This window comes from Collinsella sp. AM40-7AC, from assembly GCF_003468125.1.
Lineage (GTDB): Bacteria > Actinomycetota > Coriobacteriia > Coriobacteriales > Coriobacteriaceae > Collinsella > Collinsella aerofaciens_O.
In genome coordinates, this window is the sequence record NZ_QSGK01000008.1 from 15,400 (window position 1) to 39,602 (window position 24,203).

General features: G+C 62.1%; 20 protein-coding genes. 9 read left to right on the top strand and 11 right to left on the bottom strand.

Going from position 1 to position 24,203, the window contains the following annotated elements; genetic code table 11:
• Positions 1–229: 229 nt before the first annotated feature.
• The 8 genes from prfA to idi form a co-directional block, all read right to left on the bottom strand.
• Positions 230–1,297: a peptide chain release factor 1 gene (prfA, locus tag DW892_RS07605; protein ID WP_055252487.1), complete on the bottom strand. Its 1,068-nt coding sequence runs from the start codon at positions 1,295–1,297 to the stop codon at positions 230–232.
• Between the two features lie 231 nt (positions 1,298–1,528).
• Positions 1,529–2,944, bottom strand: coding sequence for a M20/M25/M40 family metallo-hydrolase (locus DW892_RS07610; RefSeq protein ID WP_117766725.1), 1,416 nt, complete (start codon positions 2,942–2,944; stop codon positions 1,529–1,531).
• A gap of 71 nt (positions 2,945–3,015) precedes the next feature.
• Complete coding sequence (locus DW892_RS07615; RefSeq protein ID WP_117766727.1) at positions 3,016–3,801, bottom strand: amino acid ABC transporter ATP-binding protein; 786 nt, start codon at positions 3,799–3,801, stop codon at positions 3,016–3,018.
• Between the two features lie 22 nt (positions 3,802–3,823).
• A complete protein-coding gene (locus tag DW892_RS07620) occupies positions 3,824–4,972 on the bottom strand; it encodes an amino acid ABC transporter permease (protein WP_117766729.1) in 1,149 nt (382 codons plus the stop codon).
• A gap of 9 nt (positions 4,973–4,981) precedes the next feature.
• Positions 4,982–5,908 carry a transporter substrate-binding domain-containing protein gene (locus DW892_RS07625; RefSeq protein WP_117640968.1) on the bottom strand — a complete coding sequence of 309 codons (927 nt, stop codon included), beginning with the start codon at positions 5,906–5,908 and terminating at the stop codon, positions 4,982–4,984.
• Between the two features lie 280 nt (positions 5,909–6,188).
• Positions 6,189–7,082, bottom strand: a complete 894-nt coding sequence (locus tag DW892_RS07630) for an aldose 1-epimerase family protein (protein ID WP_117766731.1) — start codon at positions 7,080–7,082, stop codon at positions 6,189–6,191.
• A 79-nt stretch (positions 7,083–7,161) separates the two neighbouring features.
• A complete protein-coding gene (locus DW892_RS07635) occupies positions 7,162–8,031 on the bottom strand; it encodes a hypothetical protein (RefSeq protein ID WP_117766733.1) in 870 nt (289 codons plus the stop codon).
• 176 nt (positions 8,032–8,207) lie between these two features.
• Entirely contained in the window at positions 8,208–9,149 is a 942-nt protein-coding gene (gene idi, locus DW892_RS07640; protein ID WP_187365008.1) for an isopentenyl-diphosphate Delta-isomerase, read from the bottom strand.
• A gap of 158 nt (positions 9,150–9,307) precedes the next feature.
• Here idi and DW892_RS07645 point away from each other — a divergent pair, with 158 nt between their 5' ends.
• Both DW892_RS07645 and DW892_RS07650 read left to right on the top strand, forming a co-directional pair.
• Complete coding sequence (locus DW892_RS07645) at positions 9,308–10,552, top strand: MFS transporter (RefSeq protein WP_233546881.1); 1,245 nt, start codon at positions 9,308–9,310, stop codon at positions 10,550–10,552.
• 60 nt (positions 10,553–10,612) lie between these two features.
• Positions 10,613–11,059, top strand: a complete 447-nt coding sequence (locus DW892_RS07650; protein ID WP_117766737.1) for a low molecular weight protein-tyrosine-phosphatase — start codon at positions 10,613–10,615, stop codon at positions 11,057–11,059.
• A gap of 227 nt (positions 11,060–11,286) precedes the next feature.
• Here the strand turns inward: DW892_RS07650 and DW892_RS07655 are convergent, their stop codons facing one another.
• Positions 11,287–11,616 (bottom strand): TIGR04076 family protein, encoded by a 330-nt coding sequence (locus DW892_RS07655; RefSeq protein ID WP_117766739.1) that lies wholly within the window; start codon positions 11,614–11,616, stop codon positions 11,287–11,289.
• On the bottom strand, positions 11,609–12,433 hold the full coding sequence (locus DW892_RS07660; RefSeq protein ID WP_117766741.1) for a PfkB family carbohydrate kinase: 825 nt from the start codon (positions 12,431–12,433) through the stop codon (positions 11,609–11,611). Before DW892_RS07660 ends, DW892_RS07655 begins: the two co-directional genes overlap by 8 nt.
• A 445-nt stretch (positions 12,434–12,878) precedes the next feature.
• Between DW892_RS07660 and DW892_RS07665 the strand changes: the two genes are divergently transcribed.
• Genes DW892_RS07665 through DW892_RS07675 form a run of 3 tightly spaced genes read left to right on the top strand, consistent with a single transcriptional unit; the run spans position 12,879 to position 17,104 of the window.
• On the top strand, positions 12,879–13,385 hold the full coding sequence (locus tag DW892_RS07665) for a MarR family winged helix-turn-helix transcriptional regulator (protein WP_117766743.1): 507 nt from the start codon (positions 12,879–12,881) through the stop codon (positions 13,383–13,385).
• The gene (locus DW892_RS07670; RefSeq protein WP_117637688.1) at positions 13,378–15,192 is read left to right on the top strand and encodes an ABC transporter ATP-binding protein; all 1,815 of its coding nucleotides are present in this window, start codon (positions 13,378–13,380) and stop codon (positions 15,190–15,192) included. Before DW892_RS07665 ends, DW892_RS07670 begins: the two co-directional genes overlap by 8 nt.
• Positions 15,185–17,104, top strand: coding sequence for an ABC transporter ATP-binding protein (locus DW892_RS07675; RefSeq protein WP_117766745.1), 1,920 nt, complete (start codon positions 15,185–15,187; stop codon positions 17,102–17,104). Before DW892_RS07670 ends, DW892_RS07675 begins: the two co-directional genes overlap by 8 nt.
• Positions 17,105–17,308: 204 nt before the next feature.
• Here the strand turns inward: DW892_RS07675 and DW892_RS07680 are convergent, their stop codons facing one another.
• Positions 17,309–18,187, bottom strand: coding sequence for a LysR family transcriptional regulator (locus DW892_RS07680; protein WP_233514502.1), 879 nt, complete (start codon positions 18,185–18,187; stop codon positions 17,309–17,311).
• A 233-nt stretch (positions 18,188–18,420) separates the two neighbouring features.
• Here DW892_RS07680 and DW892_RS07685 point away from each other — a divergent pair, with 233 nt between their 5' ends.
• The 4 genes from DW892_RS07685 to DW892_RS07700 all read left to right on the top strand — a co-directional run bounded on the left by DW892_RS07685 (position 18,421) and on the right by DW892_RS07700 (position 24,149).
• Positions 18,421–19,302: an SDR family NAD(P)-dependent oxidoreductase gene (locus tag DW892_RS07685; protein WP_117766749.1), complete on the top strand. Its 882-nt coding sequence runs from the start codon at positions 18,421–18,423 to the stop codon at positions 19,300–19,302.
• An 85-nt stretch (positions 19,303–19,387) separates the two neighbouring features.
• Positions 19,388–20,644 carry an MFS transporter gene (locus DW892_RS07690; RefSeq protein WP_117640988.1) on the top strand — a complete coding sequence of 419 codons (1,257 nt, stop codon included), beginning with the start codon at positions 19,388–19,390 and terminating at the stop codon, positions 20,642–20,644.
• 69 nt (positions 20,645–20,713) lie between these two features.
• Positions 20,714–21,754 carry a Gfo/Idh/MocA family protein gene (locus tag DW892_RS07695; protein ID WP_117766751.1) on the top strand — a complete coding sequence of 347 codons (1,041 nt, stop codon included), beginning with the start codon at positions 20,714–20,716 and terminating at the stop codon, positions 21,752–21,754.
• 247 nt (positions 21,755–22,001) lie between these two features.
• Positions 22,002–24,149, top strand: coding sequence for a Tex family protein (locus DW892_RS07700; protein ID WP_117766753.1), 2,148 nt, complete (start codon positions 22,002–22,004; stop codon positions 24,147–24,149).
• Positions 24,150–24,203 lie beyond the last annotated feature (54 nt).

The following is a 24,203-nucleotide window of genomic DNA, read 5'->3' on the forward strand; positions in this document are numbered from 1 at the left end:
CATCTCAAAGCAATGTGCACAACCTAGTCATTTAAGAACGTCCCCAATGACCACCTCTAAGGCGCCGTAGGTTGAGCATAAGTCAGCGAAAACGCCCCTAAGCGAGCAAGGTGACGTGAAATGAAAGGGCGCTGACCTTCTGGTCGCGCCCTTGAAATTGAACGTCAGATTGCCGCTTAGGGGCGTTTGCAGCGTCGAGCCGTTACGGCGTTTGGTAAAACGCCGTAACTTAAACTGCCTGTGCCAGCTTCTCGGCACGCTCGGCGGCGGCGAGCGCCTCGATGACGGTGCCGAGCTGGTCGCCCAGGAGGACGCCATTGTAGGTGGAGTTGAAACCGATGCGGTGATCGGTCACGCGGTCCTGGGGCTGGTTGTAGGTACGGATCTTCTCGGAACGGTTGCCGTGGCCGATCTGGCTCTGGCGCTCGGCACCGAGCTCTGCCTGCTGCTTCTCGAGCTCCATCTCGTACAGACGGGCGCGCAGCATCTGCATGCAGACTTCGCGGTTCTGGATCTGGGAGCGCTGTTCCTGCGACTGCACCACGGTGTTGGTGGGCAGGTGGGTGATGCGCACGGCGGAGTAGGTGGTGTTAACGCACTGACCGCCAGGGCCGGAGGCACAGTAGGTATCGATGCGCAGGTCGGACTGGTTGATCTGAACGTCGATCTCCTCGGCCTCGGGAAGCACGGCGACGGTTGCCGTGGAGGTCTGGATGCGACCCTGGGACTCGGTCTTGGGAACGCGCTGGACGCGGTGCACGCCGGACTCGAACTTCATGACGGAGTAGACGCGGTCGCCCTCGACCTTGAACTCGATGGACTTAAAGCCGCCGGCCTCGCTGGGGCTGGAGTCGAGCACGGTGGTCTTCCAGCCGCGCGACTCGCAGAAGCGCTGATACATCTTGTACAGGTCGCCGGCGAAGATGGCCGCCTCGTCGCCACCGGCGGCGGAGCGAATCTCGACGATGGTGTTCTTGTCGTCATTGGGGTCGCTCGGGATGAGCATGTACTTGATGTCTTCCTCGAGCTGGGGAAGCTTGGCCTCGTTTTCGGAGATGTCCATCTGGAGCATCTCCTTCTCATCGGCATCGGTAGTATCGTGGAGCATTTCCTTGGCAGCCTCGATGTCATCGAGCGCGCCGATGTACTCGCGCGAGGCAGCGATGAGGTCGGACTGGTGCGCGTACTCCTTGTTGAGACGCGTGAACTCCTTGATATCGGAGGCGACGGCTGGGTCGGAAAGCTTCTTCTCGAGCTCCTCGTAGGCCTTGATGATCTTTTCGAGCTTGTCGCGCATGACGGACTCCTTTTATATGCGTGAAGGTGAAAATCGGCAGAATTGATGGGGCGCGGGGCGCCGCTGCGGGGGTAAAGCCCGGCTAGAACATGTCGATCTTCAGATACATGCGCATCCCTTCGCGTATGGGGGTACATAGTTGCGGTCTAACCCATACATGATAGCGTGCGCAGGCAAACCTGCATATAACCCGCACGGAATCCGACAAAGGGAGAGTCCCTTTGTCGGATTCTAGAGCGTATGGAGCAGGGCGATGAGGAAGCGTACGCCCTGGAGGTAGGCGCGGCGGGTGATGCGCTCGTTGGTGCCGTGGACGCCGCGGTCGCACTCGTCATCGTCGACCACAAACGCCGAAAAACGAATGCATTCGGAGCAAATGTGCTGGTAGTTGGCAGCGTCGGTCGCGCCGATCACGGTCGAGGGAACAATCGCCAACGGCTCGGATGATCCGTTTTCCTCCGTCCCCTTTGGATCGCGGAAATAGCGGGCGGCGATGGAGCGAACCGCCTCGAGGCCGGGACCACCGATGCGCGGGGACGGCGAGGGCTCGGAGCTGCCGGGGCCCAGCTCCACTTCGACACGACCGGCAAGGTCCGCCCCGGCAACCGCCTCATGGCAGCGCGCCACAACGTCGGCCACGCTCGTGCCCTCGAGCATGCGGAAGTTAATGTTGGCCCACATATCCTGCGGCATTACGTTGGCGCCGGCGCTGCCTCCCTCGATCTGCGTGGGCGCGCAGGTGGTCGTCACCAGCGGATAGAGCTTTTTGCTGGCGAGGCACTCGCGCACGATGGCATCCCCGTTGGCGGCAATCTCATCCGCCGTGTAGAGCCCCAGCTCGACAAGCTGCGCGGCAAGCAGATCGGTCACGCGCGTCGGCCACTCGATATCGCAGATTGCGGTGATGGCACGGCTCAACACCTCGAGCGACGTGCCGCCGTAGGGGTTGGAAGAATGCCCACCCGCGCTCTTTGTCTTGAGCACAATGTCGGCATAACCCTTCTCAGCCAGGTCGGCGTGCATGAGCCAACCCTCGCCCGCGTTGTACTCGGCAGCCGAAACAATACGGTAGTCACCCTCGTCGATCAGATATTCAAGTTCAACACCGCGCTCCTCGAGCACGCGGCCGATAGCTCCAGCGCCGTACTGCGTGGTTTCCTCGTCCTGGCCAAAGGCGAGCAACAGCGAACGCTTGTGCTCCCAGCCGTGCGCCAACGCATACTCAACCGCCTCGAGAATGCCTGCGACCTGATCCTTCATGTCGATAGCGCCGCGACCCCAAATGTAGGTGTCGTCCACCTGTCCGCTAAAGGGGGCGTGCGTCCAGTCGGCCTCGGTACCCGGCACCACGGGGACCACGTCCATGTGGCCCATGAGCATGACGGGTTTGAGGGCGGAGTCGGAACCGCCAAGCGTCACCAACAGCGAGTGGTCGATAAGCTCGACCTCGCCCGCCGCAAACACGCGCGGCCAGGCCTGCTGCATATAGGCGCGCAGGTCGTCGAAGGGCTGCCAGTCCACCGCCTCGGCATCCATGCTCGAGATGGTCGGAAACGACAGCACGCGGCCCAAGCGCTCGCACGCGCCGGCCTCGTCCATATCGGCAAAATCGTCCTCATGCGCAAAGAAGCGCCAAACCTCGGCCATGACATCCTTTCGATTGTGACGACAAAGGCCGCCCCACGGGAGCGGCCCTGCAACGCAGGCGTTTGCGCCGGTTATTTGTCCTCGAGATAGCGAGAGAGGAACTCGCGAGTGCGCTGATGTTTGGGGTTGCCAAAGAGCTCGGCCGGCGCGGCGTCCTCGAGCACCACGCCCTTGTCCATAAAGACCACGCGGTCGGACACCGTGCGGGCAAAGGCCATCTCGTGCGTGACGACAACCATGGTCATGCCGTCGGCCGCGAGCTTGCGCATGACCTCGAGCACCTCGCCCACGATCTCGGGGTCGAGTGCCGAAGTCGGCTCGTCGAACAGCATGATCTGCGGACTCATGCACAGGGCGCGAGCGATGGCCACGCGCTGCTTTTGGCCACCGGACAGGCGACCCACGGCGGCGTGCGCGAACTTTTCGAGTCCCACGCTCGCCAGATGCTCCATCGCGACCTTCTCGGCCTCGGCCTTGCTCATCTTTTTGAGCGTGACGGGCGCGAGCGTGCAGTTGTCGAGCACATCCATGTTGTTGAACAGGTTAAAGCCCTGGAACACCATGCCGATGTCCTCGCGGAGTTTATTGATATTGCAGCGCTCGGCCGTAAGGTCCTGGCCGTGGAACCAGATGTGGCCCGCGTCCGGGGTCTCGAGCAGGTTGAGGCAGCGCAGAAAGGTCGATTTGCCCGAACCCGAAGCACCGATGATGGTGACGACCTCGCCGGGATTGACGGACAAGTCGATACCCTTGAGCACCTCGAGCGAGCCGAAGCTCTTGCGCAGGCCCTCGACGCGGATGAGTGACTCTTTAGTTTGTGCGGCGGCCGCGGTGCCGGTAGTGGCGGTATCTGCCATGATGATTCTCCTCGTCTTAAGCCTAGTTAGAGCTGGGCAGCGTGGCAGGAGCCTCGGCGCCGAGCTTTTTGCCAAAGGCCTCGAGCAGGCGGCTCGCCACGAGCGTCAGGATCAGGTAGACCACGAGCGCCACGCAGTAGACCTCCATCTGGCGGTAGTACACGCCGGCGACGGTGGTGGTGGCATACATGAGGTCGAACACGCCGATGACCGAGAGCACCGACGAATCCTTGATGTTAATGATGAGCTCGTTGGTGAGCACCGGAATCGCGTTTTTAATGCCCTGGGGGAACACGACCTTGCGCATAGCCTGCCACTGCGAAAGCCCCAGCGAGCGCGCTGCCTCGGCCTGGCCGGGATCGATGGACTCGATGCCGCCGCGCAGGACCTCCATCATGTAGGCGGTGGAGTTGAGCGAGATGGTGACGAGGCCGGCGGTGAAGGTACTCCAAATCTGGTTGGCCTGGGCAGTCTCGAAGCCCATGCCGCGCAAAACGGTGAAGCCCGCGTAATAGATGAGCAGGCCCTGGACCATCATGGGCGTGCCGCGCACGATGGTGGAGTAGACGGTCGCAAAGCCGCGGCCGATGCTCTTAAAGAAGCGCACCAGGTCGTTGTCTACGCGGTCGAAGGTCTGAATACGCAGGAACACAAAGAGCAGCGCCAGGAAGAATGCGATGACGGTGCCGAAGGTGGCAAGCGCGATGGTGATCTCGATGCCACGGATGAAGAAGTCGCCGCTCTTGTAGGTCATGTAGACCAAGCTCGACAAAAAGTCGCTGGGGTTGGAATCCGAGACAATGCTCACCTGCACCAGATCGATAAACGACATGACGCAGCGGTCGACAAAGAAGATCGCCGCGATGACGACCACGACATAGCTGCCCAGGCGCGCGCCGCGACGGAAACGCTCGGATGCAAACGGTGACTTTTCGCGATAGTCGCTCCAGTGCATAACCTTGGTGACGAGCGCTGCCGCCGACACGACGATCCAGGCCCAAAGAATCGCCCAAAGGCAATCCTGGAAGATGCCGGTGGGCGCCAAAAAGCTCAGCGGCGTGGGGTTGCGCTGGCTAAATGCCAAGCCGAGCGCCGCGATAACGCTCGTGCCCAGGTACACATAACGGTGGTCGGCCTTGATAAAGGAGGCCAGACGATTGATGCCTTTCATGCTGCCTCCCTATGCCGGCTGACGGTCGAGGCACGCGTCCCACATTTGGTCGCGCTCCTCTTGGCTAATGCCCTTGAGTGTCTTGTCGATGAGCTTAAGCAGTTTGTCCGAGCCCTTGCGGCAACCGACATTTGCCGTGACCTCCTGCTTAAAGCCCTCGCCCTCGGCAAAGTGGATGGGGACGATACCGGGATTTTGGGCCATATAGCCCTTTTCGTTCTCCGTGTTGTAGGTCACGGCGTCGCACGTGCCCTGCAGCAGATTCGAGAACACCGTGGGGACCGAATCGACCGGATTTTTGTGAACGACGCCCGGGATCTCGTCGATGACGGTATCGAGCATGGTGTCCTTTTGGCCGAGCACCGTGGCACCGCTGAAGTCGCTGAGCTTGGTCGCGTTTTGGTAGGGCGAGCCCTCTTTTACGAACAGGCCAAAGTAGCCGATAAAGTACGGGTCGGAAAAACCGACGGACTCCTCGCGCTCGGGCGTGGCGCTCATGCCGGCGATGATGAGGTCAATCTGGCCGTTGTTGAGCGAGTCGATAAGGCCCGAGAAGCTCTGCTTGACGGCAACGGGCTCGCCGCCGAGAGCCTTGCAGACGATCTTGGCGATCTGCACGTCGTAGCCATCGGCATAGGCGCCCTGCACGTTGTCGATGGGGATCGTGAACTCGCTGGCCTCGGAAACCTGCCAGTTGTACGGGGCGTAGGCCGCCTCCATGCCGATGCGGATCTTGTCCTTGCCGATAACGGAATCGGACAGGTCATCGCGACCGCCGCCCGTCGTGGGCTGAACTACTTCCAGCGTGGAGGGACGCTGGCAGCCGGCAAGTGCGCCGGCGACGACAGAAGCGCTCGCAGCGAGAGCACTACCCAAAAAGATGCGACGGCTGCATACCGGCTGTGGATGCGCGTCGCGTTGATGGGGAGAATGCATAATCTGCCTTCCCTGTTGAATCGTATGCTGACGACTTAACAGGATATACGCCAGCGACCAGCAGCGCAGCACAAGCTCGAAAAATTAATAGACACACGGTAGTCATTGGGAGCGTCGATGTTTTGGCAATGCCAGCGGGCGCCACCCAGAGCGAACAAGTTAGCATGAAAAAGGCAAGGCATAGACCTTCTGGTCATGCCTTGCCTTTTGAATGACAAATTGTCGCTCTGGGTGGCGCGCAGCGTCGACCGGTCCGTCGTTCGTTAGAACGGCGGAACCTCTAGAGCAGGGTAACGCTAAAGCTGCGAACGTCCGTCTCACCCGGTGCCAAGGTAATGGTGTTGACCTTGTGCTCAAAGACGTCGTCCTCGGTGTCCATGGTGGTGTGACCGGTCCAAGGCTCGAGCGCCACAAACGGAGCATCGTTGGCGGCAGACCACACGCCAATGTACTTAAAGCCCTCAAAGTCGATCTTGACGCCGTGGCCCGACTTGCGGCCGCGCAGCGTGACCGTGGAACCCGGGGTATCGGTGAACATGATGGCATCGTTATCGAAACTGCGGTGCGTGATGGGCAGCACGTCCGAGTTATCGGGAGCCTTGTAACTACCCTCGAACGTCATAAGACCGTCGGGCGTGATGACGGGGACCTCGTTAGTCCAAGCCTCGGTAAACGCCAGCTCGTAATCCTCGAACGCCTCGTCCTCGGCACCGGGAGCCGGTACGTTAAACGCGGGGTGGCCGCCCACCGAGAACGGCAGGTCCACGTCGCCGGTGTTGGTGACGGCAAAGGTCTGCGTGAGGGTGGCGTCGCCGGTCAAGGCATAGGTCATGCTGAGCTTAAAGTGGAACGGGAACGCCTTGAGCGACTCGGGCGTGTCGATGATCTCGTACGTTACCGAGGAGCCGTCCTCCGAAACCTCGACCAGCTTGTGTTCGACGATGCGCGCGAGTCCGTGGCGCGGCATCTCGCAGGTGCCGGCCGCAGACGTCGCCGTGTTGTTGCGCAGCGAGCCCACAATGGGGAACAGGATGGGCGCATGCTTGCCCCAAAAGGCGGGGTCGCCCTGCCACAGATACTCGTTGCCGTTGAGGGCAAGGCTCGTGAGCTGGGCACCCATGGAATCGATGGCCGCGGTGAGGCCGCCGCGCTTGATGGTAGTGACGGTGGACATGCTACTTCCTCCAAAAGTAAACAACAGTGTCGAGGGCTATTGTCCCACTCTTGGCGGCGGGGTTGAGCGACAGGTGCAGTTATTGAGCAATAGCGTAAAGGTCAAACCCGCCCTGCGGCGTGCTATCGACCGTATCGGGCGCCTGTGAATTAAAACTCACCGGAACCATGCGCTTTGAGGCACGGTAACGCGTGCCGTCGGTGGCGACGGGCGGCTCATCGACCGTGAGCTCGTAGTCGCCGGGCTTGAGCTCGATGCCGTCACCTTCGGAATTGACGTATTGGTACTCGTCGATTGCTTGTCCCTTGAGCGTGCGGCCCACGATATGGATGAGCATCTGGCTGTCGCCGCGCGCGGTATCCCACGCCGCGCCGTCCTTAACCTCGACCGACACATGCACCGAGCGCGTGCGGCTGAGCGATTGTTCGACGGACATCTCGACCTTGGCGGCGTCTTGGCGCTGCTGCTCGACATGACCCCAGATGCTGCCGATCGCCGAGCAGGCAATGACACCGGCCATAAAGGCAATGAGGATGGGGCCGAGCGGCGAGCGACGTCCTGCATCTTCCTCGCGAGACAGATTGGGGCGACGTGTGGGTGCGGGCGCCTGAGCGCCCTGCGAGGGCACGTCGAGAATGCTGAAGGATGCCGTGCTGTCGGGGTCGATAGTGTGACGCGGCTGCGGGGTCTTTGCCGGCGAGATGGACATATCAGCCGGCTCGCCGAGCGTGGCCGTGGCATCGGCCTTCGCCTCGTCGGCCTCGGCCTGGGCCCAAGCCTGTTCAAAGGTTAGGGGTTCGGCGGCATCGGAGGCGGCTTCAGGCTCGACACCGGCATCGCTGCCGGTCTCGTCCTCGTCGCTCGACACGTCACACGGCGCGGGCTCGTCCCACTCTTCGTCCGGAGCCTCGCCCTCGCTATACCACCATTCAAAGTTATCGATATCCATACGGGGCGCCCCCTTGGCCTCGCAAATAAACACTTGCTAGCCTTATACCCCCAGATGACACGGGAGCTCGCCGGCACAGACAGGAAAAGCGTCACAACATTCGACGCTTTTCCTCGTTTTCGAGATTTTCATCAAATGTTGTGACGGTTTGGATGTGGCAAAGGGACTGTCTTTTTTCACATAGCGAGGGCTGCGCGGATGGAGGGGACCTCCAGAGCCTCGCGGAGCCAGGGGGCCAGCTGCTCGGGGTGACCCTGCAGGTAGCCTTTAAGCTCGGACGGGGCCACGCGGCGCACTTCCGAGATCTCCTCTTGGTTGATATGCAGCTCGCCCGGCTCAACATGGGCAAGGTAGACCTCGCACCATTCGCACTCGCAGCGGCCGTCGCCGTGGTCCTCGCGGTACACCACGTGTCCGAGGTGCTTGAGCTGATCGGGCTCGCGCGTGATGCCAAGCTCTTCGTTGATGCGACGTGCCGTGGCGGCCGCGACGTCTTCCCCGGGGAGCGGATGGCCGGCACAGCTATCGGCCAGCACCCCGCCCCACAGGCGTTTGAGCGGACTGCGACGACAGAGCAGCAGGCGCGCGTCTTCGCCCTGGCCCTCGACCAAAAGCGTCAGAAATGCCTGATGCAGGATTCCCTCGCCGGTATGGGCCTCGATGCGGTCGACGGGGCCAAGCGCCTCGCCGGTCGCGACATCGACCGCCACGACCTCGGCGCCTGCGCCGCCCTTATCCCAGCCGGCGCGCAGAATGCGGGCTGCGGCCTCCTCGAGCGCGGCGATGAGTTCCTTGGTGGTATCGAGCATGCGCCGCAAGTCGTCCGCGGTCGCGTTCTCCACATGAAAACCCGTGCTTGCAACTACCGGCACGCCAAAGCGCGTGGCCAGCGCCGCCGCAATATCGTGCGCCGGGATCTCGTCTCGATGGCACGGAACGGCCAGGATGCTCACCGTCGCCGTACGGCCGGGCTCGGGGCGAGGAATGGCCTGCGCCGTGGCGCCCAGGTGCGCAAACTCCGGCGAGCAGGCGTACACCGCCATGCCTCGCGGCGTCACCGTCAACTGGGCCTCGAGCGCAAACTTGCCCTCGCCCACTACAACCTTTGTCGTGTGCATACCCATGGGATCTCCTGTCGCCCGCAATGTACCTGAGACCATCTTCGCCTGTATTGCGACTATACAGGCAAGCGCAGCCTGCGACAAAGGAGGCAGGCACCTGACACATTCTGTTAGAGTTGCAGGGATTGAATCCCGCTTATTCATGCGACATTGGAGTGACAACCTTGACCGCCGCAACCACGCCTAAAAGTAAGTCAACCGCCGCCGCGCTCTCCCCCGCGCGCACCAAGCTCTGCCTGGCGCTGCTCGTGCTGTTGGGATTCTCGCTCGGCTGCTCCGAGTTCGTGGTCATCGGTATCGAAAGCGACTTGGCAACGGAACTCGGCATATCGCTTGCCACCGCGGGTCAGCTCATCAGCGTGTTCGCGCTGGTCTACGCTATCGCCACGCCGGTGCTCGCGCTCAGCACGGGGCGGTTCCGCCGCTACCAGCTGCTCGTGTGCTACAGCATTGTCTTTGTGCTCGGCAACCTGGTCATGGCGTTGGCGCCCAACTTCCAGGTACTGTTTATCTCGCGCATTGTCCTGGGCTCTGTCTCGGGCGCACTGCTCGCCGTGGGCGTGACGTACATCCCCGAGCTGCTGTCCCCGCAGCAAACTTCGCTTGCCATCTCGGTGGTATATGGTGCGTTTTCCGTGGCAATGGTCTTTGTCACTTCGATTGGCAAGTTCGTGGCCGACACGCTCGACTGGCACGTGGCCATGTACGGCACGCTGACCTTTGCCGTTCTGATCTGCGGAGCGCTCGTGGCGTTTATGCCGCGCGCTGGGCAAACCGACGAGCCTGCCACCTTTCGCGAGCAGGCGGGTCTGCTGCGCGAGCCGAGCATCATCACCGGCATGCTCATCTTTTTGTTTGGCGTAGGCTCGGTCTATGTGTTCTACGGCTACGTGACGCCTTATCTTGAGCAGGTGCTGGGTATGGGCACCGTTCAGGCGAGCACCACGCTTATGGCCTACGGCGTGTTCTGCCTGATCTCGAACATCCTGGGCGGATGGATCGATGCGCGCTTTGGCATGAAGGCGCTGCTTGTGACGTTTGTGTTGCAGGCTGCGGCGTTACTCGGGCTGTTTGCCGTGGGCGGCACCATGCCACTCGCGCTGGTCTTTGTCTTTAGCTTGGCGCTACTCATGTACCTGTTCTCGGTGTCGTGCATCACGCACTTTATGGACGTGGCACGCAGCCGCCACCCCAAGTCGATGGTACTCGCAAGTTCGGTTGAGCCCATGGCGTTTAACGTCGGCATTTCGTTTGGCACCGCGGTAGGCGGAGCCGTGGTGAGCAGCATTGGCATTGCACACGTGGGCGCCGTGGGCGCCGCGTTCTCGCTTGTGGCCTGGGCGCTCACGCTGGTGACGATTAAGCTGGCCCGCTGGGAGCGCAAGCGGGCGAGGGCGTAGGCGTAGGCGTAGGCGTAGATGCGATGCTCGAGCTCGATGATGATCGAAAGGAAACCGCATATGCAACGCGTACTGTTTATCTGCTACGGCAACATCTGCCGCTCGACGATGGCTGAGTCGGTGCTTACCGAGCTCGTGCGCCGCGCTGGGCGCGAGGCGGAGTTTGTAATCGATTCCGCAGCGACCTCAACCGAGGAGATTGGCAACCCGCCGCATCATGGCACTGTTGCCAAGCTGCGCGAGGTCGGGATTCCCGTCGTTGCCCACCGCGCGCGCCAGGTACGTCGCGCGGAGTATGGCGACTGGGATCACATTGTCTATATGGATGCCGAGAACGCGCGTGGCTTGCGTCGCATTTTTGGCAGCGATCCCGATAGCAAGATCTCGCGCCTGCTCGATTGGACCGATCGTCCCGGCGACGTGGCCGATCCCTGGTACACCGGCAACTTCGATGCCACCTACCGCGATGTGCTCGCCGGCTGCACCGCTATGCTCGAGCAACTGTAATCGATGGAATGCAGAGTTTTTAGAGCCACAAATCGGATGAAATGCAGAAATTTGATTTTACTCGCGCACAGAACAACGACGACAACGCCTAAGCATAGGCATAAGCGAAGTCGGAATTCCCATATACAAATCGAGCGTGGACTTTCTCCCACTTTGAGCGTTCAAGTGCGCTCTAAACGGGAGAAAATCCACGCTCATTATCTCGGTGGGAGAAAATCCTCGCTCGCCTACTCGTCGACGATTTCGGCGAGCCAGACGTTTAACGTATCGACCTCGGGGCAGCAGAACTTTGCCGTACCGGGCTCGTTGCCGGGCACGGTTCCGCCATAGCGCAGGATATCGATATAGGGAAAGCCCACATGGCAGGCCATGGCGCACATCTTGCCGCGATCTCGGTCAAAGTCAAAGACGTCGCCCGGCTTGTGACCATGGTGGCAGCGGCACGTCCCCAGCTGGTCCACGCAGCTCACGCGGATACGCGGCCGCTTGCCACGCGGCGCGCCGAGCGGCTTGTCCCCGCCCGCAGGCTTGGCACCGTTCTCGCCAGCGTTACTCATGGTCGATCACGTCCAGGCAGGCCTCGATGGGAAGGCCGGCCGACTTGTCCTCCTGGTCGGCATTGCGCTCGATGAGCTCGGCCACCACGCGCATGGCGTCGGCCGTCGCGCGCTGAAGCGTCCAGCCGCTCATCACGCGACCCATCAATACGGCCGAGAACGTATCGCCCGTACCCGGGAAATACACCGGGATCAGCTCGAAGGGGATCGTGAAATACTCGCCCGCCACATGGTCATAGCCCACCACGGCGTTCTTGCCGTCCACCTTGGCGCTCGTAATGACCACCGACCTGGTGCCCAGCGCGAGCATGGCGTCTACGAGTGCATGAGCCTCATCAGCCGTAATCTCTTCGACGATAGGCGTATCGGTGAGTAGGCATGCCTCGGTATAGTTGGGCACCGCATAGTCGGCGCATTCGACCAGGCTGCGCATAAGGCCGATGGTCGACTCGGGCACACCGGCATAGAGCTTGCCGTTGTCGCCCATGATGGGGTCGACGAACACCTTGGTGCCCTTTTGCGCGCGGCGGTGGCAAAAGTCCGAGATGATGCGCGTCTCTTCCTCGGTCACGATAAAGCCGGTCGAGATGGCGTCGAACTCAAAGCCGAGCTCCTCCCAGATGGCAAGACTCTGACGCACGTACTCCGTGGTGTCGTGGATGTAGAACTTGGGGTAGTTGAGCGTGTCGGAAACGAGCGCCGTCGGCAGGTTATGGATACGGTAGCCCATGTGCGACAGCACCGGCAGCATGGCGGAAAGCGCGACCTTGCCGTAACCGCACATATCGTTAATCAGCAGCAGCTGAGTGTTCTTCATGAGGGTCTCCCTTGTTTCGGGCACAGCGCAGCAGCGCCACAGTGCGACTAAGTGTAGCGCAGGAGGCGTTGTGGGCGGAGGCGAGCGGTACGAAGGGCAAATTGTTGCGGAAAGGTTTCGGAAAATGATCCCTTTTCCTCCGTCCCCAAGGGATCACATGCACCGAAGCGGACCGTGGCGGAATCACATGTTGAGGACGGACAGCGAAAACGCTCCTAAGCGAGCAAGGTGGCGTGAAAGAGGAGGGCATAGGCCTTGTGGCCATGCCCGACGATTGAACGCCAGATTGCCGCTTAGGAGCGTTTGCAGCGTCGAGCGGTTACGGCGTTTGGCAAAACGCCGTAACTATAAGTTTGGTACCTTGACATTCATTTCTCATGCTCCTAGATTGGTTAGGCACAAAACAATTCCACTACCTAACTAAAGAAAGGAGCAACACTAATTCATGTGCGATGAACCTCTTAACCTTTGTCCGCACGAACCCGGCGGCGACCCGTCACAGCCGGCGGATGTACCCGAAGCGGTTAGCTCAGAAGACAAGCTTGCCAAGCGCATCCTCAATGGCCTGGGCTTTTGCGGCCATTACATGCATTTTCATGGCGGAGGCGTGTCCGGCAAGGCGCCCATCATCTGCCTGCTGGCCAAGCAACCCGGCGGCGAGATGTCGCAGCAGGAGCTCGGCATGCACTTTGACCTCAAGCCGGGATCGCTTTCCGAGATCTTGTCCAAGCTCGAGCTCAACGGCCTCATCGAGCGCAGCCGTAACCCCAAGGATCGACGGCAACTCACCATTCGCCTGACCGAAACCGGCCGGGAAAACGCCCGCATCGACCAGGCAGCCCGCATCCGCTTTAGAGAACGGGCCTTTAGCGCGCTCACCCACGACGAGCGCGAGGACCTCGCCGAAATGCTCGATAAAATCCGCGTAACCTGGGAGGAACTGGATGATTAAAACCCTCATGGGAAGCATCCGCGACTATATGAAAGTCACCGTTGCCACGCCGTTGCTCGTGCTTGGCGAGGTGCTCTGCGAGATGCTGATTCCATTTATCACCGCCAACCTGATCGACGCTATCAAAGACGGCGCCACCGTAGCCGAGATGCTTCCCACCGCAGGCTTTTTGGTGCTCATCGCGCTGACGTCACTTGCTTTTGGTGCCGCGGCCGGCGTCACCTGCAGCCATGCGAGCTGCGGGTTCGCCAAGAACCTGCGTCACGACCTGTTCTACAAGATCCAGACGTTCAGCTTTGCCAACATCGATGAGTTCTCGAGCTCCTCGCTCGTCACGCGCCTGACCACCGATATCAACAACGTGCAGCAGGCCTTTATGATGATCATCCGTATCGCCGTGCGCGCGCCGCTGGTATTGATCTTCGCCTTTACCATGGCGTTTATCATGGGCGGCAGCGTCGCCATGGTCTACCTGGTCATCATTCCGCTGCTGGGCTTTGGACTGTTTTTTATCATCTTTAAGGTGCGCCCCATCTTCTCGCGCGTGTTCCACAAGTACGATGCCCTTAACGAGTCCGTCGAGGAAAACGTCACCGGCATGCGCGTGGTCAAGAGCTATGTGCGCGAAGACTTTGAGAAGGAGAAGTTCGCGACCGCCGCGCGCGACGTCCAGATGGACTTCACCCGCGCCGAGAAGCTGCTCGCCTTTAACAACCCCATGATGAACATCTGCGTCAACGGCGCGTTTGTCGTCATCATCTACCTGGGCTCCAAGCTCATCATCACGAGCCAGGGCACGCTGTTCGACGTGGGCCAGCTCTCCTCGACCTTTACCTATGGTTTCCAGATTCTCATGAGCCTGATGCAGCTGTCGATGATCTTTGTCATGGTGACCATGGCCGACGAATCGGCACACCGCATTGCCGAGGTGCTGGCCGCCGAGCCCACGATCGCCGATCCCGCCGAGCCCGTGCTCGAGGTTGCCGACGGTTCCATCGACTTTGACCACGTGAGCTTTAAGTATTCCAAGCATGCGAAGCGCCAGGCGCTCGACGATATCGACCTGCACATTACGAGCGGCGAGACCATCGGCATCATCGGCGGCACCGGCTCGGCCAAGTCCACGCTCGTTAACCTCATCGCCCGCCTGTACGACACCACCGAAGGCGCTGTGCGCGTGGGCGGCGTGGACGTGCGCGACTACGACCTGGACGCGCTGCGTCACCAGGTCGCCATGGTGCTGCAGAAAAACGTGCTGTTTAGCGGCACCATCGCCGAGAACCTGCGTTGGGGCGACCCGAACGCCACCGACGAGGAAGTCCGCGAGGCAGCGCATCTGGCCTGCGCCGACGAGTTTGTCGACGGTTTCCCCAAGGGCTACGACACCTGGATCGAACAGGGCGGCTCTAATGTTTCGGGCGGTCAGAAGCAGCGCCTGTGCATTGCACGCGCCCTGCTGCGTCGCCCCAAGATCTTGATCCTGGACGACTCCACCAGCGCCGTCGACACCAAGACCGACGCCAAGATCCGCGCAGGGCTGGCGAGCTATCTGCCCAACACGACCAAGCTCATCATCGCCCAGCGCATCAGCTCCGTGCAGGACGCAGACCGCATCATCGTCATGGAGGGCGGCCGTATCGCGCAGATCGGCAACCATGACGAGCTACTCAAGACGAGCGAGATCTACCGCGAGACCTTTACCTCGCAAAACAAGATGTCTGCCGAGGGCGAAGGGGCCGTCGAGGCCGACACCGAGGCATCCGCAACGCAAGCTCAGACCCAGGAAGGAGGCGAGGCACATGAGTAAGGCAACGACGGCCGAGCGCGCGCTCAACCGTAAGGGCGGCACCATGTCGCGCCTCATCAAGACGCTCTTTGGCTTCTATCCCGTGCTTTTGCCCCTTGTCGTCGCCGGCGTGGTGCTCTGCGCCATCATCAACTCCATCGGCGCGACCTTCCTGCAGAGCGCCCTGCAGATTATTAGCGAATCGTGGCAGTCGGGCGATTGGGAAGCCGCACAGCCCAAGATCGCACAGCTCGTAACCACCCTCGCCTGCATCTACGGCGTCGGTGTCCTGTCCTCGCTCTTCTGGAACCGCGCCATGGCTATCGTCACGCAGGGCTCGCTGGAGAAGCTGCGCGAGATGATGTTCAACCGCATGCAGGACCTGCCGATCCGCTACTTCGACACGCACCAGCGCGGCGATATCATGAGCCACTACACCAACGACATCGACACGCTGCGTCAGATGATCAGCCAGTCGCTGCCCAACCTGCTCATGACGATCATCATCATCGTCACGGTGTTCTTTATCATGCTGTACTACAGCGTGTGGATGTGCCTGGTCATCATCGCCGGCGTCGCCTTTATGACCTTTATGACCAAGCTGCTCGGCTCCAACTCCGCGCGCTTCTTCATTGCGCAGCAGACCGAGCTCGGCGTGGTCGAGGGCCATATCGAGGAAGTCATGAACGGTCAGAAGGTCGTCAAGGCGTTCTGCCACGAGTCTGCCGCCGAGGCCGATTTTGACGAGCGCAACGAAAAGCTCTTCGAGGTCTCCCAGAAGGCCAACATGTACGCCAACATCCTCATGCCCATCCTTATGAACCTGGGCAACCTGCTCTACGTGCTGGTCGCACTGGCGGGCGGCATTTTCCTGGCGCTGGGCGTGCCCAACCTGAGCATCTCGGGCATGGCGCTGTCCATCGCCGTCGTGGTGCCGTTCCTCAACATGACCAAGCAGTTCTGCGGACAGATCGGCCAGATCTCACAGCAGATCAACGCCGTGGTCATGGGCCTCGCCGGCGCCGACCGCATCTTTGAGCTCATCGACGAGAAGCCCGAGGCCGACGAAGGCTACGTGACGCTCGTCAACGCGCAGGTGAACCCCGAGACTTGGGAGTTCGAGGAAGCCGACCACCACACCGGCATGTGGGCATGGAAACATCCGCACCGCGCAACCGGCGAGATCGAGTACGTGCCGCTGCGCGGCGACTTGGTTATGGACAACGTGGACTTTGGCTACACGCCCGACCACGAGGTGCTGCACGGCGTGTCCGTGTTTGCCAAGCCGGGCCAGAAGGTTGCGTTTGTCGGCGCCACCGGTGCCGGCAAGACGACTATCACCAACCTCATCAACCGTTTCTATGACATTGCCGACGGCAAGATCCGCTACGACGGTATCAACGTCAATAAGATTCGCAAGGCCGATCTGCGCCGCTCACTGGGCGTCGTGCTGCAGGACGTGAACCTGTTCACCGGCACCGTGATGGATAACATCCGCTACGGCAACCTGGATGCCACCGACGAGGAGTGCATCGCGGCGGCCAAGCTCGCGGGCGCGGACGACTTTATCACCCGCCTGCCCGACGGCTACGACACCATGCTCACCGGCAACGGCGCCCAGCTGTCGCAAGGCCAGCGCCAGCTGATTTCGATCGCACGCGCTGCCGTCGCCGATCCGCCGGCGATGATCCTGGACGAGGCCACGAGCTCCATCGACACCCGCACCGAGGCCATCGTGCAGGCCGGCATGGACAAGCTCATGGAGGGTCGCACGACGTTTGTCATCGCGCACCGTCTCTCCACCGTGCGCAACTCCGACGCAATCATCTGCCTGGACCACGGCCGCATCATCGAGCGCGGCAACCACGACGAACTGATCGCCAAGCGCGGGTATTACTACCAGCTCTACACGGGTGCGTTTGAGCTGGAGTAGGAACGATTACTGACGGAGGGTTCCCCGGGGCGGCGGGGTAACTCCTCCGTGCTCAAACATTCTCGCTGCGCTGCGAAACTGCGCGCGGAGGAAATACACCGCCGTCCACGGGGCACCCTCCTACGCGTGATCAGCCCGTCGTTTAAAACGGAATAAAGGTTAGTGAGGCCCTGGCCGTTTGGCCAGGGCCTCGTTTTGTGTGAGCTACTTGAGGAGTTGGGCAATGGCGTTGACGAATTTTTGGACTTGGAGGGTGGGCTCGAGCGGGTAGTGTAAGTAGACCGGCACCTCGCGGCCGCACAGGAACGGCACGCCCACAAAGGCCGGGTGCACGCCCGACCACGCTCCGCAGGTGAGCACCGCGTCGCCCTTTTCCTCCGCCTCGTTAAAAAGCGCAAAGTCAAAGCTGTCCACGTCGATCACGTCCACGCCGCCGTCGGCCAAAAGATCGATACGCAGGCTGTCCATGGCGTCGTTGCCGTGACGAAGCACGCGCAGGCGCATACCCTCCAGGTCGGCAACCGTGATGCGCGTCTTGCGCGCGAGTCGGCTTGTGCGCGGCACGTCGATATAAAACGGCACGGTAACGATGCGAAGCTTTTGGCAGGCGTCTCCCCAGCGCGGGGTCGAAAAACTCGACTGCACCACGTCGACCTCGCGTCCCAGACTGCGCATAACGGTCTCGTGCTCATCGTAAAGGTCCCCCACCGGCACAATCTCAAAACGCAAACGCGGTTCCATGTCGTGCAGCTGCGGCCATAGCGCGAGTGTATGGCGCCCCGGGCACATCATCGACACACCCAGGCGCACGGCGCCGCCATCGCCCGCCGCGCGTCGGGCACGACGCAGTGCGTCCTCGGACTGGCGCATGATCGAGCGCGCGTCGTCCACCAGCAGAGCACCCGCCGGCGTCACCTTGACGCCCGAATGCGAGCGCTCGAACAGCGTGATGCCGAACTCGGCCTCGAAGCCCGAAACCTGCTTGACGAGTGCCGGCGTCGACACGCGCAGCTTTGCCGCGGCACGCGAGAAACTTCCCAGCTCCGCGGCGGCCGAAATAGCGTCAAGTCGTCGATCGTACACGTCAATCTCCCGTTTTCGCACGCGCGGGCCCACAGCACCGCAGGGGGTCGTTTTCGCAGGTCACACGCTCAATTGCGAACAAACCTCAATGCACAGTGTAAACCTACGGTTAACGTCATTCTAACAAATATGCAATTCACCTGCGCGAACGCTAAGCATACGATAACCAGCGAAAACCACGTGGGTCGGTTAATGGGAGCGACCCACCGGGAGGCACAAGAAGGGAAGTTCCTATGAGCAATTGGCTTAAGCTCGAGGGCGATGTTTGCGCCGTGACCGGCGCGCTCGGCGGCATGGGCGTCGAGATTTGCCGCGAGTTCGCCCGCAATGGCGCCAACGTCGTCCTGCTCGACCTGGACGAGGAGAAGGTCAAGGCCGCTGCCGCCGACCTCGCTGCCGAGTTTGGCATCCACGCCGAGGGCTACAAGATGAACGCCACCGACGAGGCCGAGGTTCAGGCCGCCGTCGACGCCACCATCGCCAACTTCGGCCGCGTCGACGTCCTCGTCAACACCGCCGGCATCCTGCGCTTCGCAGCCATGGAGGACCTGCCGCTCTCCGACTGGAACGAGGTCATCAACGTCAACCTCACCGGCTACTTCATCACTTCGCAGCGCTTTGGTCGCGAGATGATCAAGGCCGGCCAGGGCCGCCTGGTGCACATCTCGACCGTCGCCAGCCACTCCCCCGAGACGTTCTCGGGCGTGTACAGCTCCACCAAGGCGGGCGTCAACATGATGTCCAAGATGCTCGCTGCCGAGTGGGGCCCTTACGGCGTGCGCTCCAACTGCGTCGAGCCCTGCTTCGTCAAGACCCCCATGTCGGCAAGCTTTTACGCCGACCCCGAGGTCGAGAAGAGCCGCAGCCGCCTGATCGCCACGCGCCGCATCGGCGAGGTCAGCGATATCGCCAACGCCGTCATGTTCCTGGCGTCCAAGCGCTCGGACTTTACCACCGGCGACGCCATCAAGGTCGACGGCGGCTTCTCCAACATGATGGGTGACCTCACCGCCAAGCCCGGCGGCCGTCGCGCTTATGCCGACAACTACCTCAAGAACAAGGGTGTCGAGCTTTGGTCCGACGAGTCCGGCGTCGCAAAGCCGACTGACCAGTAAACAAGCCCGGTAGAAAGGGGCGCGGGGCAAGCACCTCAGCGGCGTTTGCCCCTCCCCTCCCCCCGCATCGATTAGAAAGAGTCCCATGGCTTCCACCAACTCCAACAAGGGTCGCGCCGTCGTGCTTTCCGCCGCGTGCGTCACCATGTTCTTCATCAGTTCCATCGCGCTGTACTCCGTCGTGTCCAAGAACCTGCTCGCCGTCTACCCCGAGTGGTCCAGCGCACTTACCTGGGCTTTCCCGGTCTTCCAGACCATCATGGCCGTGACGGGCATCTTCGCCGGCCGTATCTCCGACAAGATCGGCCCCCGCAACGTCGTGATCGCCGCCGCCGTGTGCTACGGCGTGGGCTGGTTCATGTCCGGCACCGTCACCGAGCCGTGGCAGTTCTACCTGTGGTTCTCGCTCGTCGCCGCCATCGGCAACGGCCTGGGCTACAACCCCGCGCTCACCACCGGCCAAAAGTGGTTCATCGACAAGAAGGGCCTCGCCTCCGGCATCACCCTGGCCGCTTCGACCGCCGGCCCCGCCGTGCTGTCCCCGGTGCTCGCCTCGCTGCTCATCCCGAGCCTGGGCATCTTTGGCGCCCTCAAGGCACTCGGCGTCATCTTCTTTGTGATGATCGCCGCCTCCGCCCTGTTCCTGAAGGCCCCCGAGGCCGGCTGGCTGCCCGAGGGCTTCGAGGCCCCCAAGGGCGGCGCACACGCCGGCACCTTCGGTGACCTCACCCCGGGCGAGATGGTCAAGACCCCGCGCTTCTGGGTCCTCATCCTCACCTTCGCCTTTGCCGCCACCGCAGGCACCCTGCTCGTGGGCAAGGTTGCCTCCATCGCCGCCGTCCAGCTCTTCGCCGACCCCACGAGCGCCGCTGCCGTCGCCCTCGGCGGCGTGGTGGTCTCCGTCAACACCTGCGCAAACCTGGTCGGCCGTCTGTCCTTTGGCCAGATCATCGACAAGCTCGGCGCCTACAAGTCGCTGCTCATCAGCCTTGTCGTCACCATCGTCGCGCTCGTCATCATGTCGATGAGCTTTACGCAGAGCATGTTCTTTGTGGCGCTCGCCCTGCTCGGCTTTAGCTTTGGCGCCCTGCTCGTCATCTACCCGCCGCTCACCGGTGGCGCCTTTGGTACCAGCAACATCGGCGTCAACTACGGCATCATGTTCCTGGGCTACGCCGCTTCTACCTGGATCAGCCAGCCCATCACCGCCGTGCTGTATCACGCCGAGGCCGGCAGCGCCGCCTACCAGCAGTCCTTCTACGGCGCCATCGTGATTGCCGCCATCGCCGTCGTGCTCACCGTCTACATGATGGTCTCCGACAGCAAGAAGAAGTCCGCCTAGTTGTACCGATGCGACAAAGGGACAGTCCCTTTGTCGCATTCCACCAGCCACCAGCATTAAGGAGTCGTAATGTCTGAGCTCAACCCCGTCCGCATTGCCGTTATCGGCGCCGGCGCCATGGGCCGCAACCACATCCGCTTTGTCACCGAGGAGCCCGAGGCCGAACTCGTCGCCATCGCCGACGCCTTTGAGGGCGCCCGCGCCACGGCCGAGGCCGCCGGCGTGCCGTTTTACACCGATCCCGCCCAGATGATGGACGAGGCCAAGCCCGAGGCCGTCATCATCGCCACCCCCAACGACCTGCACCTGGGCGTTGCCCGCGAGGCCATCAAGCGCAACATCGTGCCGCTGGTCGAAAAGCCGATCTCCAACGACCTCGAGGATGCCCAGGCTTTCGCCGCCGAGGCCGAGACCGCCGGCGTGCCCGTGCTCGTGGGTCAGCACCGTCGTCACAACCCCTTCGTCAACAAGGCCAAGGAGATCATCGAGTCCGGCGAGCTGGGCAAGCTCACCGTGTCGAGCTTCCACTACATGATCTATAAGAATGACGAGTACTTCGATGTCGAGTGGCGTCGCAAGAAGGGTGCCGGCCCGATCCTGGTCAACCTGGTGCACGACGTCGACCTGCTCCGCTATCTGCTGGGCGAGCCCGTTGCCGTCCAGGGCATGCAGTCCAGCGCCGCCCGCGGTTTTGAGACCGAGGACTCCGCCGTGGTCAACGTCCGTTTTGCCGATGGCGCGCTCGCAAGCATGACCATCTCCGATGCCACCGCCAGCCCCTGGAACTGGGAGGCCACCGCTCGCGAGGACCCGCAGTACCGTCCCTTCGACGCCGATGCCTACTTTATTGGCGGCACTAAGGGCGCCCTGTCGCTGCCCCGCCTGCACCAGTTCTCCTACGACGGCGCCTCCAACTGGCACAAGCCGCTGCAGATGGAGATCCCGGCCGTGGACCCGGCGCTGCCGCACAAGATGCAGCTCAAGCACTTTGTGAAGGTCGTCCGCCGTGAGGTCGAGCCCGTCGTGACCCCCGCCGACAACGTCAAGACGCTCACGCTTCTCAACGCCATCAAGGAGGCCGCCGAGACCGGCCAGCTCGTCGAGCTGTAATGCCTTAGGGCAGACCGCAACAGAAACCCCATGCCGAGCCCCTCGGTCCGCCACAAATAAGCCCCTCTTCTTTGCCCTGCGAGCAGCCTCCTGCCCGCAGGGCTTTTTGCTACTTCGCTGACGATTTTTCTGAGACGGAGGCCTTTTGCACCTCAGCTTGATTCGTTCGTTCCAAAACAGTCTTTTGGGACGGGTGGTATCCTTGGTAGCTCTGCGCTGCAAACGCACCTTTACCGCAAGGAGTTTCATGGATCTTATCGCCCAGCTCGCCCGCGAGCTCAACCTTAAGGCTGACAACATCGAGGCAGCCGTCAAGCTCATCGACGAGGGCAACACCATCCCCTTTATCTCGCGCTACCGCAAGGAAGCCACGGGCGGCATGGACGACGTCGCCCTGCGTGCGCTCGACGAGCGCCTGTCCTACCTGCGCAATCTTGAGCAGCGCAAAGAGGACGTCATTCTGCTCATCGACGCCCAGGGCAAGCTCACGCCCGAGCTCGAGCAGCAGATTCGCGAGGCCACGCAGCTCCAGCGTGTCGAGGACCTCTACAAGCCCTACCGCAAAAAGCGCATGACCCGCGCGCAGAAGGCCCGCGAGGCCGGCCTGGAGCCGCTCGCCAACATGATCATCATGCAGGCCTCGGCCAAGGGCAGCGCACTCGACGCCGCCGCGGCATACGTCAACGAGGAGGCCGGCTTCGACACGCCCGAGAAGGCGCTCGCCGGCGCCGCCGACATCGTTGCCGAGACGGTGGCCGAGGACCCTGAGAACGTCGCCGACCTGCGCGCCTTTACGCAAAACACCGCCGATATCGTCGTCGAGGCGACCGACCCCGCGGAGAAGACTCCCTACGAGCCTTACTACAACTTTGACGAGCCGCTGCGCCGTATCCCAAACCACCGCGTGCTGGCTATCGACCGCGGTGAGCGCGAGGGCAAGCTCCGCGTGCGCGTGAACGTCGACGGCGCTGCCGCCACGGCACGCCTCGGCAGCCGTTGGCCCCGACGCCAGGGCGTGTTTGCCCCCATCTTCGATGCTGCCATCGCCGACGGTTACAAGCGCCTCATGGCCCCCTCGCTGGAGCGCGAGGCCCGCGCCAAACTCACCGTTCGCGCCCAAACCGAGGCCATCAATGTCTTTGCCAAGAATCTCGGAGGCCTGCTCTCGGCACGCCCCGTGCGCGGCGCCCGCGTGCTCGCGCTCGATCCGGGCTACCGCACCGGCTGCAAGGTCGCCGTCATGGACGAGACCGGCAAGCTGCTCGACCACGGCGTGGTCTACCCCACCAAGCCGCGCCACGACGTCGCCGGCACCAAGCGCGAGCTCGCCCGCCTCGTCAAGAAGGACGGCGTCAACACCATCGTCATCGGCAACGGCACCGCCAGCCGCGAGACCGAGGAAGTCGTCTCGGAGTTCATTGCCGAGCAGGCGCCCAGCCTTCGCTACACCATCGTCAACGAGGCCGGCGCGTCGGTGTACTCCGCCTCCGAGCTCGCCAGCCAGGAATATCCCGACCTGGACGTCACCGCGCGCGGTGCCATGAGCCTGGGCCGCCGCCTGCAGGACCCGCTGGCAGAGCTCGTCAAGATTCCGCCCCAGTCCATCGGCGTGGGCCAGTACCAGCACGACCTTGACCAGGCCGAACTCTCGCGCACCCTGGGCCACGTGGTGGAAGACGTCGTCAACCGCGTGGGCGTCGACGTCAATACCGCAAGCGCGAGCCTGCTGGGATACGTATCGGGCATCACGCCGAGCGTGGCCAAGAACATCGTGGCCTACCGCGAGGAAAACGGCGCCTTTACCGATCGCCGCCAGCTCAAGAAGGTCCCCAAGCTGGGACCCAAGGCATACCTCAACGCCGCAGGCTTCCTGCGCATCAACGGCGGCAAGAACCCGCTCGACGCGACAAGCGTCCACCCCGAAAGCTACGAGGTGGCCACGTCCGTCCTGGAGCGCGCCGGCGTTCAAGCCAGCGAGCTCAGCCGCGGCGGCGTGCCCGACATCGAGCGCCGCCTGGGCAGCATCTCGGCGCTGGCAAGCGACCTGGACTGCGGCACCCTCACGCTCATCGACATTGTCAACGAGCTCAAGAAGCCCGGCCGCGACCCGCGCGACGATGCGCCCGAGGTGGTCTTTAGCCGCTCGGCGCTTTCCATCGACGACCTGGAACCCGGCATGGAGCTCAAGGGCACGGTGCGCAACGTCGTCGACTTTGGCGCGTTCGTCGACGTGGGCGTGCACCAGGACGGCCTCGTACACATCTCCAAGCTCGCCAACCGCTTTGTCAAGCACCCGAGCGACGTGGTACGCGTCGGTGACACGGTCAAGGTGTGGGTCGAGAAGGTCGACCGCGACCGCAAGAAGATCTCGCTCACCATGGTGCAGGGAAAGTAAACCGCCAAAGCAAGGGTACCCCCTGTAGCAGCGTGCAAAATCGCGAGTATTCTG

Bases quoted from the DNA above. Each gene is read 5' to 3' on its own strand.
- DW892_RS07620 (WP_117766729.1), bottom strand. From the start codon at position 4,972: ATGAAAGGCATCAATCGTCTGGCCTCCTTTATCAAGGCCGACCACCGT.
- DW892_RS07685 (WP_117766749.1), top strand. From the start codon at position 18,421: ATGAGCAATTGGCTTAAGCTCGAGGGCGATGTTTGCGCCGTGACCGGC.
- prfA (WP_055252487.1), bottom strand. From the start codon at position 1,297: ATGCGCGACAAGCTCGAAAAGATCATCAAGGCCTACGAGGAGCTCGAG.
- DW892_RS07700 (WP_117766753.1), top strand. From the start codon at position 22,002: ATGGATCTTATCGCCCAGCTCGCCCGCGAGCTCAACCTTAAGGCTGAC.
- DW892_RS07670 (WP_117637688.1), top strand. From the start codon at position 13,378: ATGATTAAAACCCTCATGGGAAGCATCCGCGACTATATGAAAGTCACC.
- DW892_RS07675 (WP_117766745.1), top strand. From the start codon at position 15,185: ATGAGTAAGGCAACGACGGCCGAGCGCGCGCTCAACCGTAAGGGCGGC.
- DW892_RS07665 (WP_117766743.1), top strand. From the start codon at position 12,879: ATGTGCGATGAACCTCTTAACCTTTGTCCGCACGAACCCGGCGGCGAC.
- DW892_RS07695 (WP_117766751.1), top strand. From the start codon at position 20,714: ATGTCTGAGCTCAACCCCGTCCGCATTGCCGTTATCGGCGCCGGCGCC.
- idi (WP_187365008.1), bottom strand. From the start codon at position 9,149: ATGCACACGACAAAGGTTGTAGTGGGCGAGGGCAAGTTTGCGCTCGAG.
- DW892_RS07690 (WP_117640988.1), top strand. From the start codon at position 19,388: ATGGCTTCCACCAACTCCAACAAGGGTCGCGCCGTCGTGCTTTCCGCC.
- DW892_RS07625 (WP_117640968.1), bottom strand. From the start codon at position 5,908: ATGCATTCTCCCCATCAACGCGACGCGCATCCACAGCCGGTATGCAGC.
- DW892_RS07615 (WP_117766727.1), bottom strand. From the start codon at position 3,801: ATGGCAGATACCGCCACTACCGGCACCGCGGCCGCCGCACAAACTAAA.
- DW892_RS07655 (WP_117766739.1), bottom strand. From the start codon at position 11,616: ATGAGTAACGCTGGCGAGAACGGTGCCAAGCCTGCGGGCGGGGACAAG.
- DW892_RS07630 (WP_117766731.1), bottom strand. From the start codon at position 7,082: ATGTCCACCGTCACTACCATCAAGCGCGGCGGCCTCACCGCGGCCATC.
- DW892_RS07660 (WP_117766741.1), bottom strand. From the start codon at position 12,433: ATGAAGAACACTCAGCTGCTGCTGATTAACGATATGTGCGGTTACGGC.
- DW892_RS07650 (WP_117766737.1), top strand. From the start codon at position 10,613: ATGCAACGCGTACTGTTTATCTGCTACGGCAACATCTGCCGCTCGACG.
- DW892_RS07635 (WP_117766733.1), bottom strand. From the start codon at position 8,031: ATGGATATCGATAACTTTGAATGGTGGTATAGCGAGGGCGAGGCTCCG.
- DW892_RS07610 (WP_117766725.1), bottom strand. From the start codon at position 2,944: ATGGCCGAGGTTTGGCGCTTCTTTGCGCATGAGGACGATTTTGCCGAT.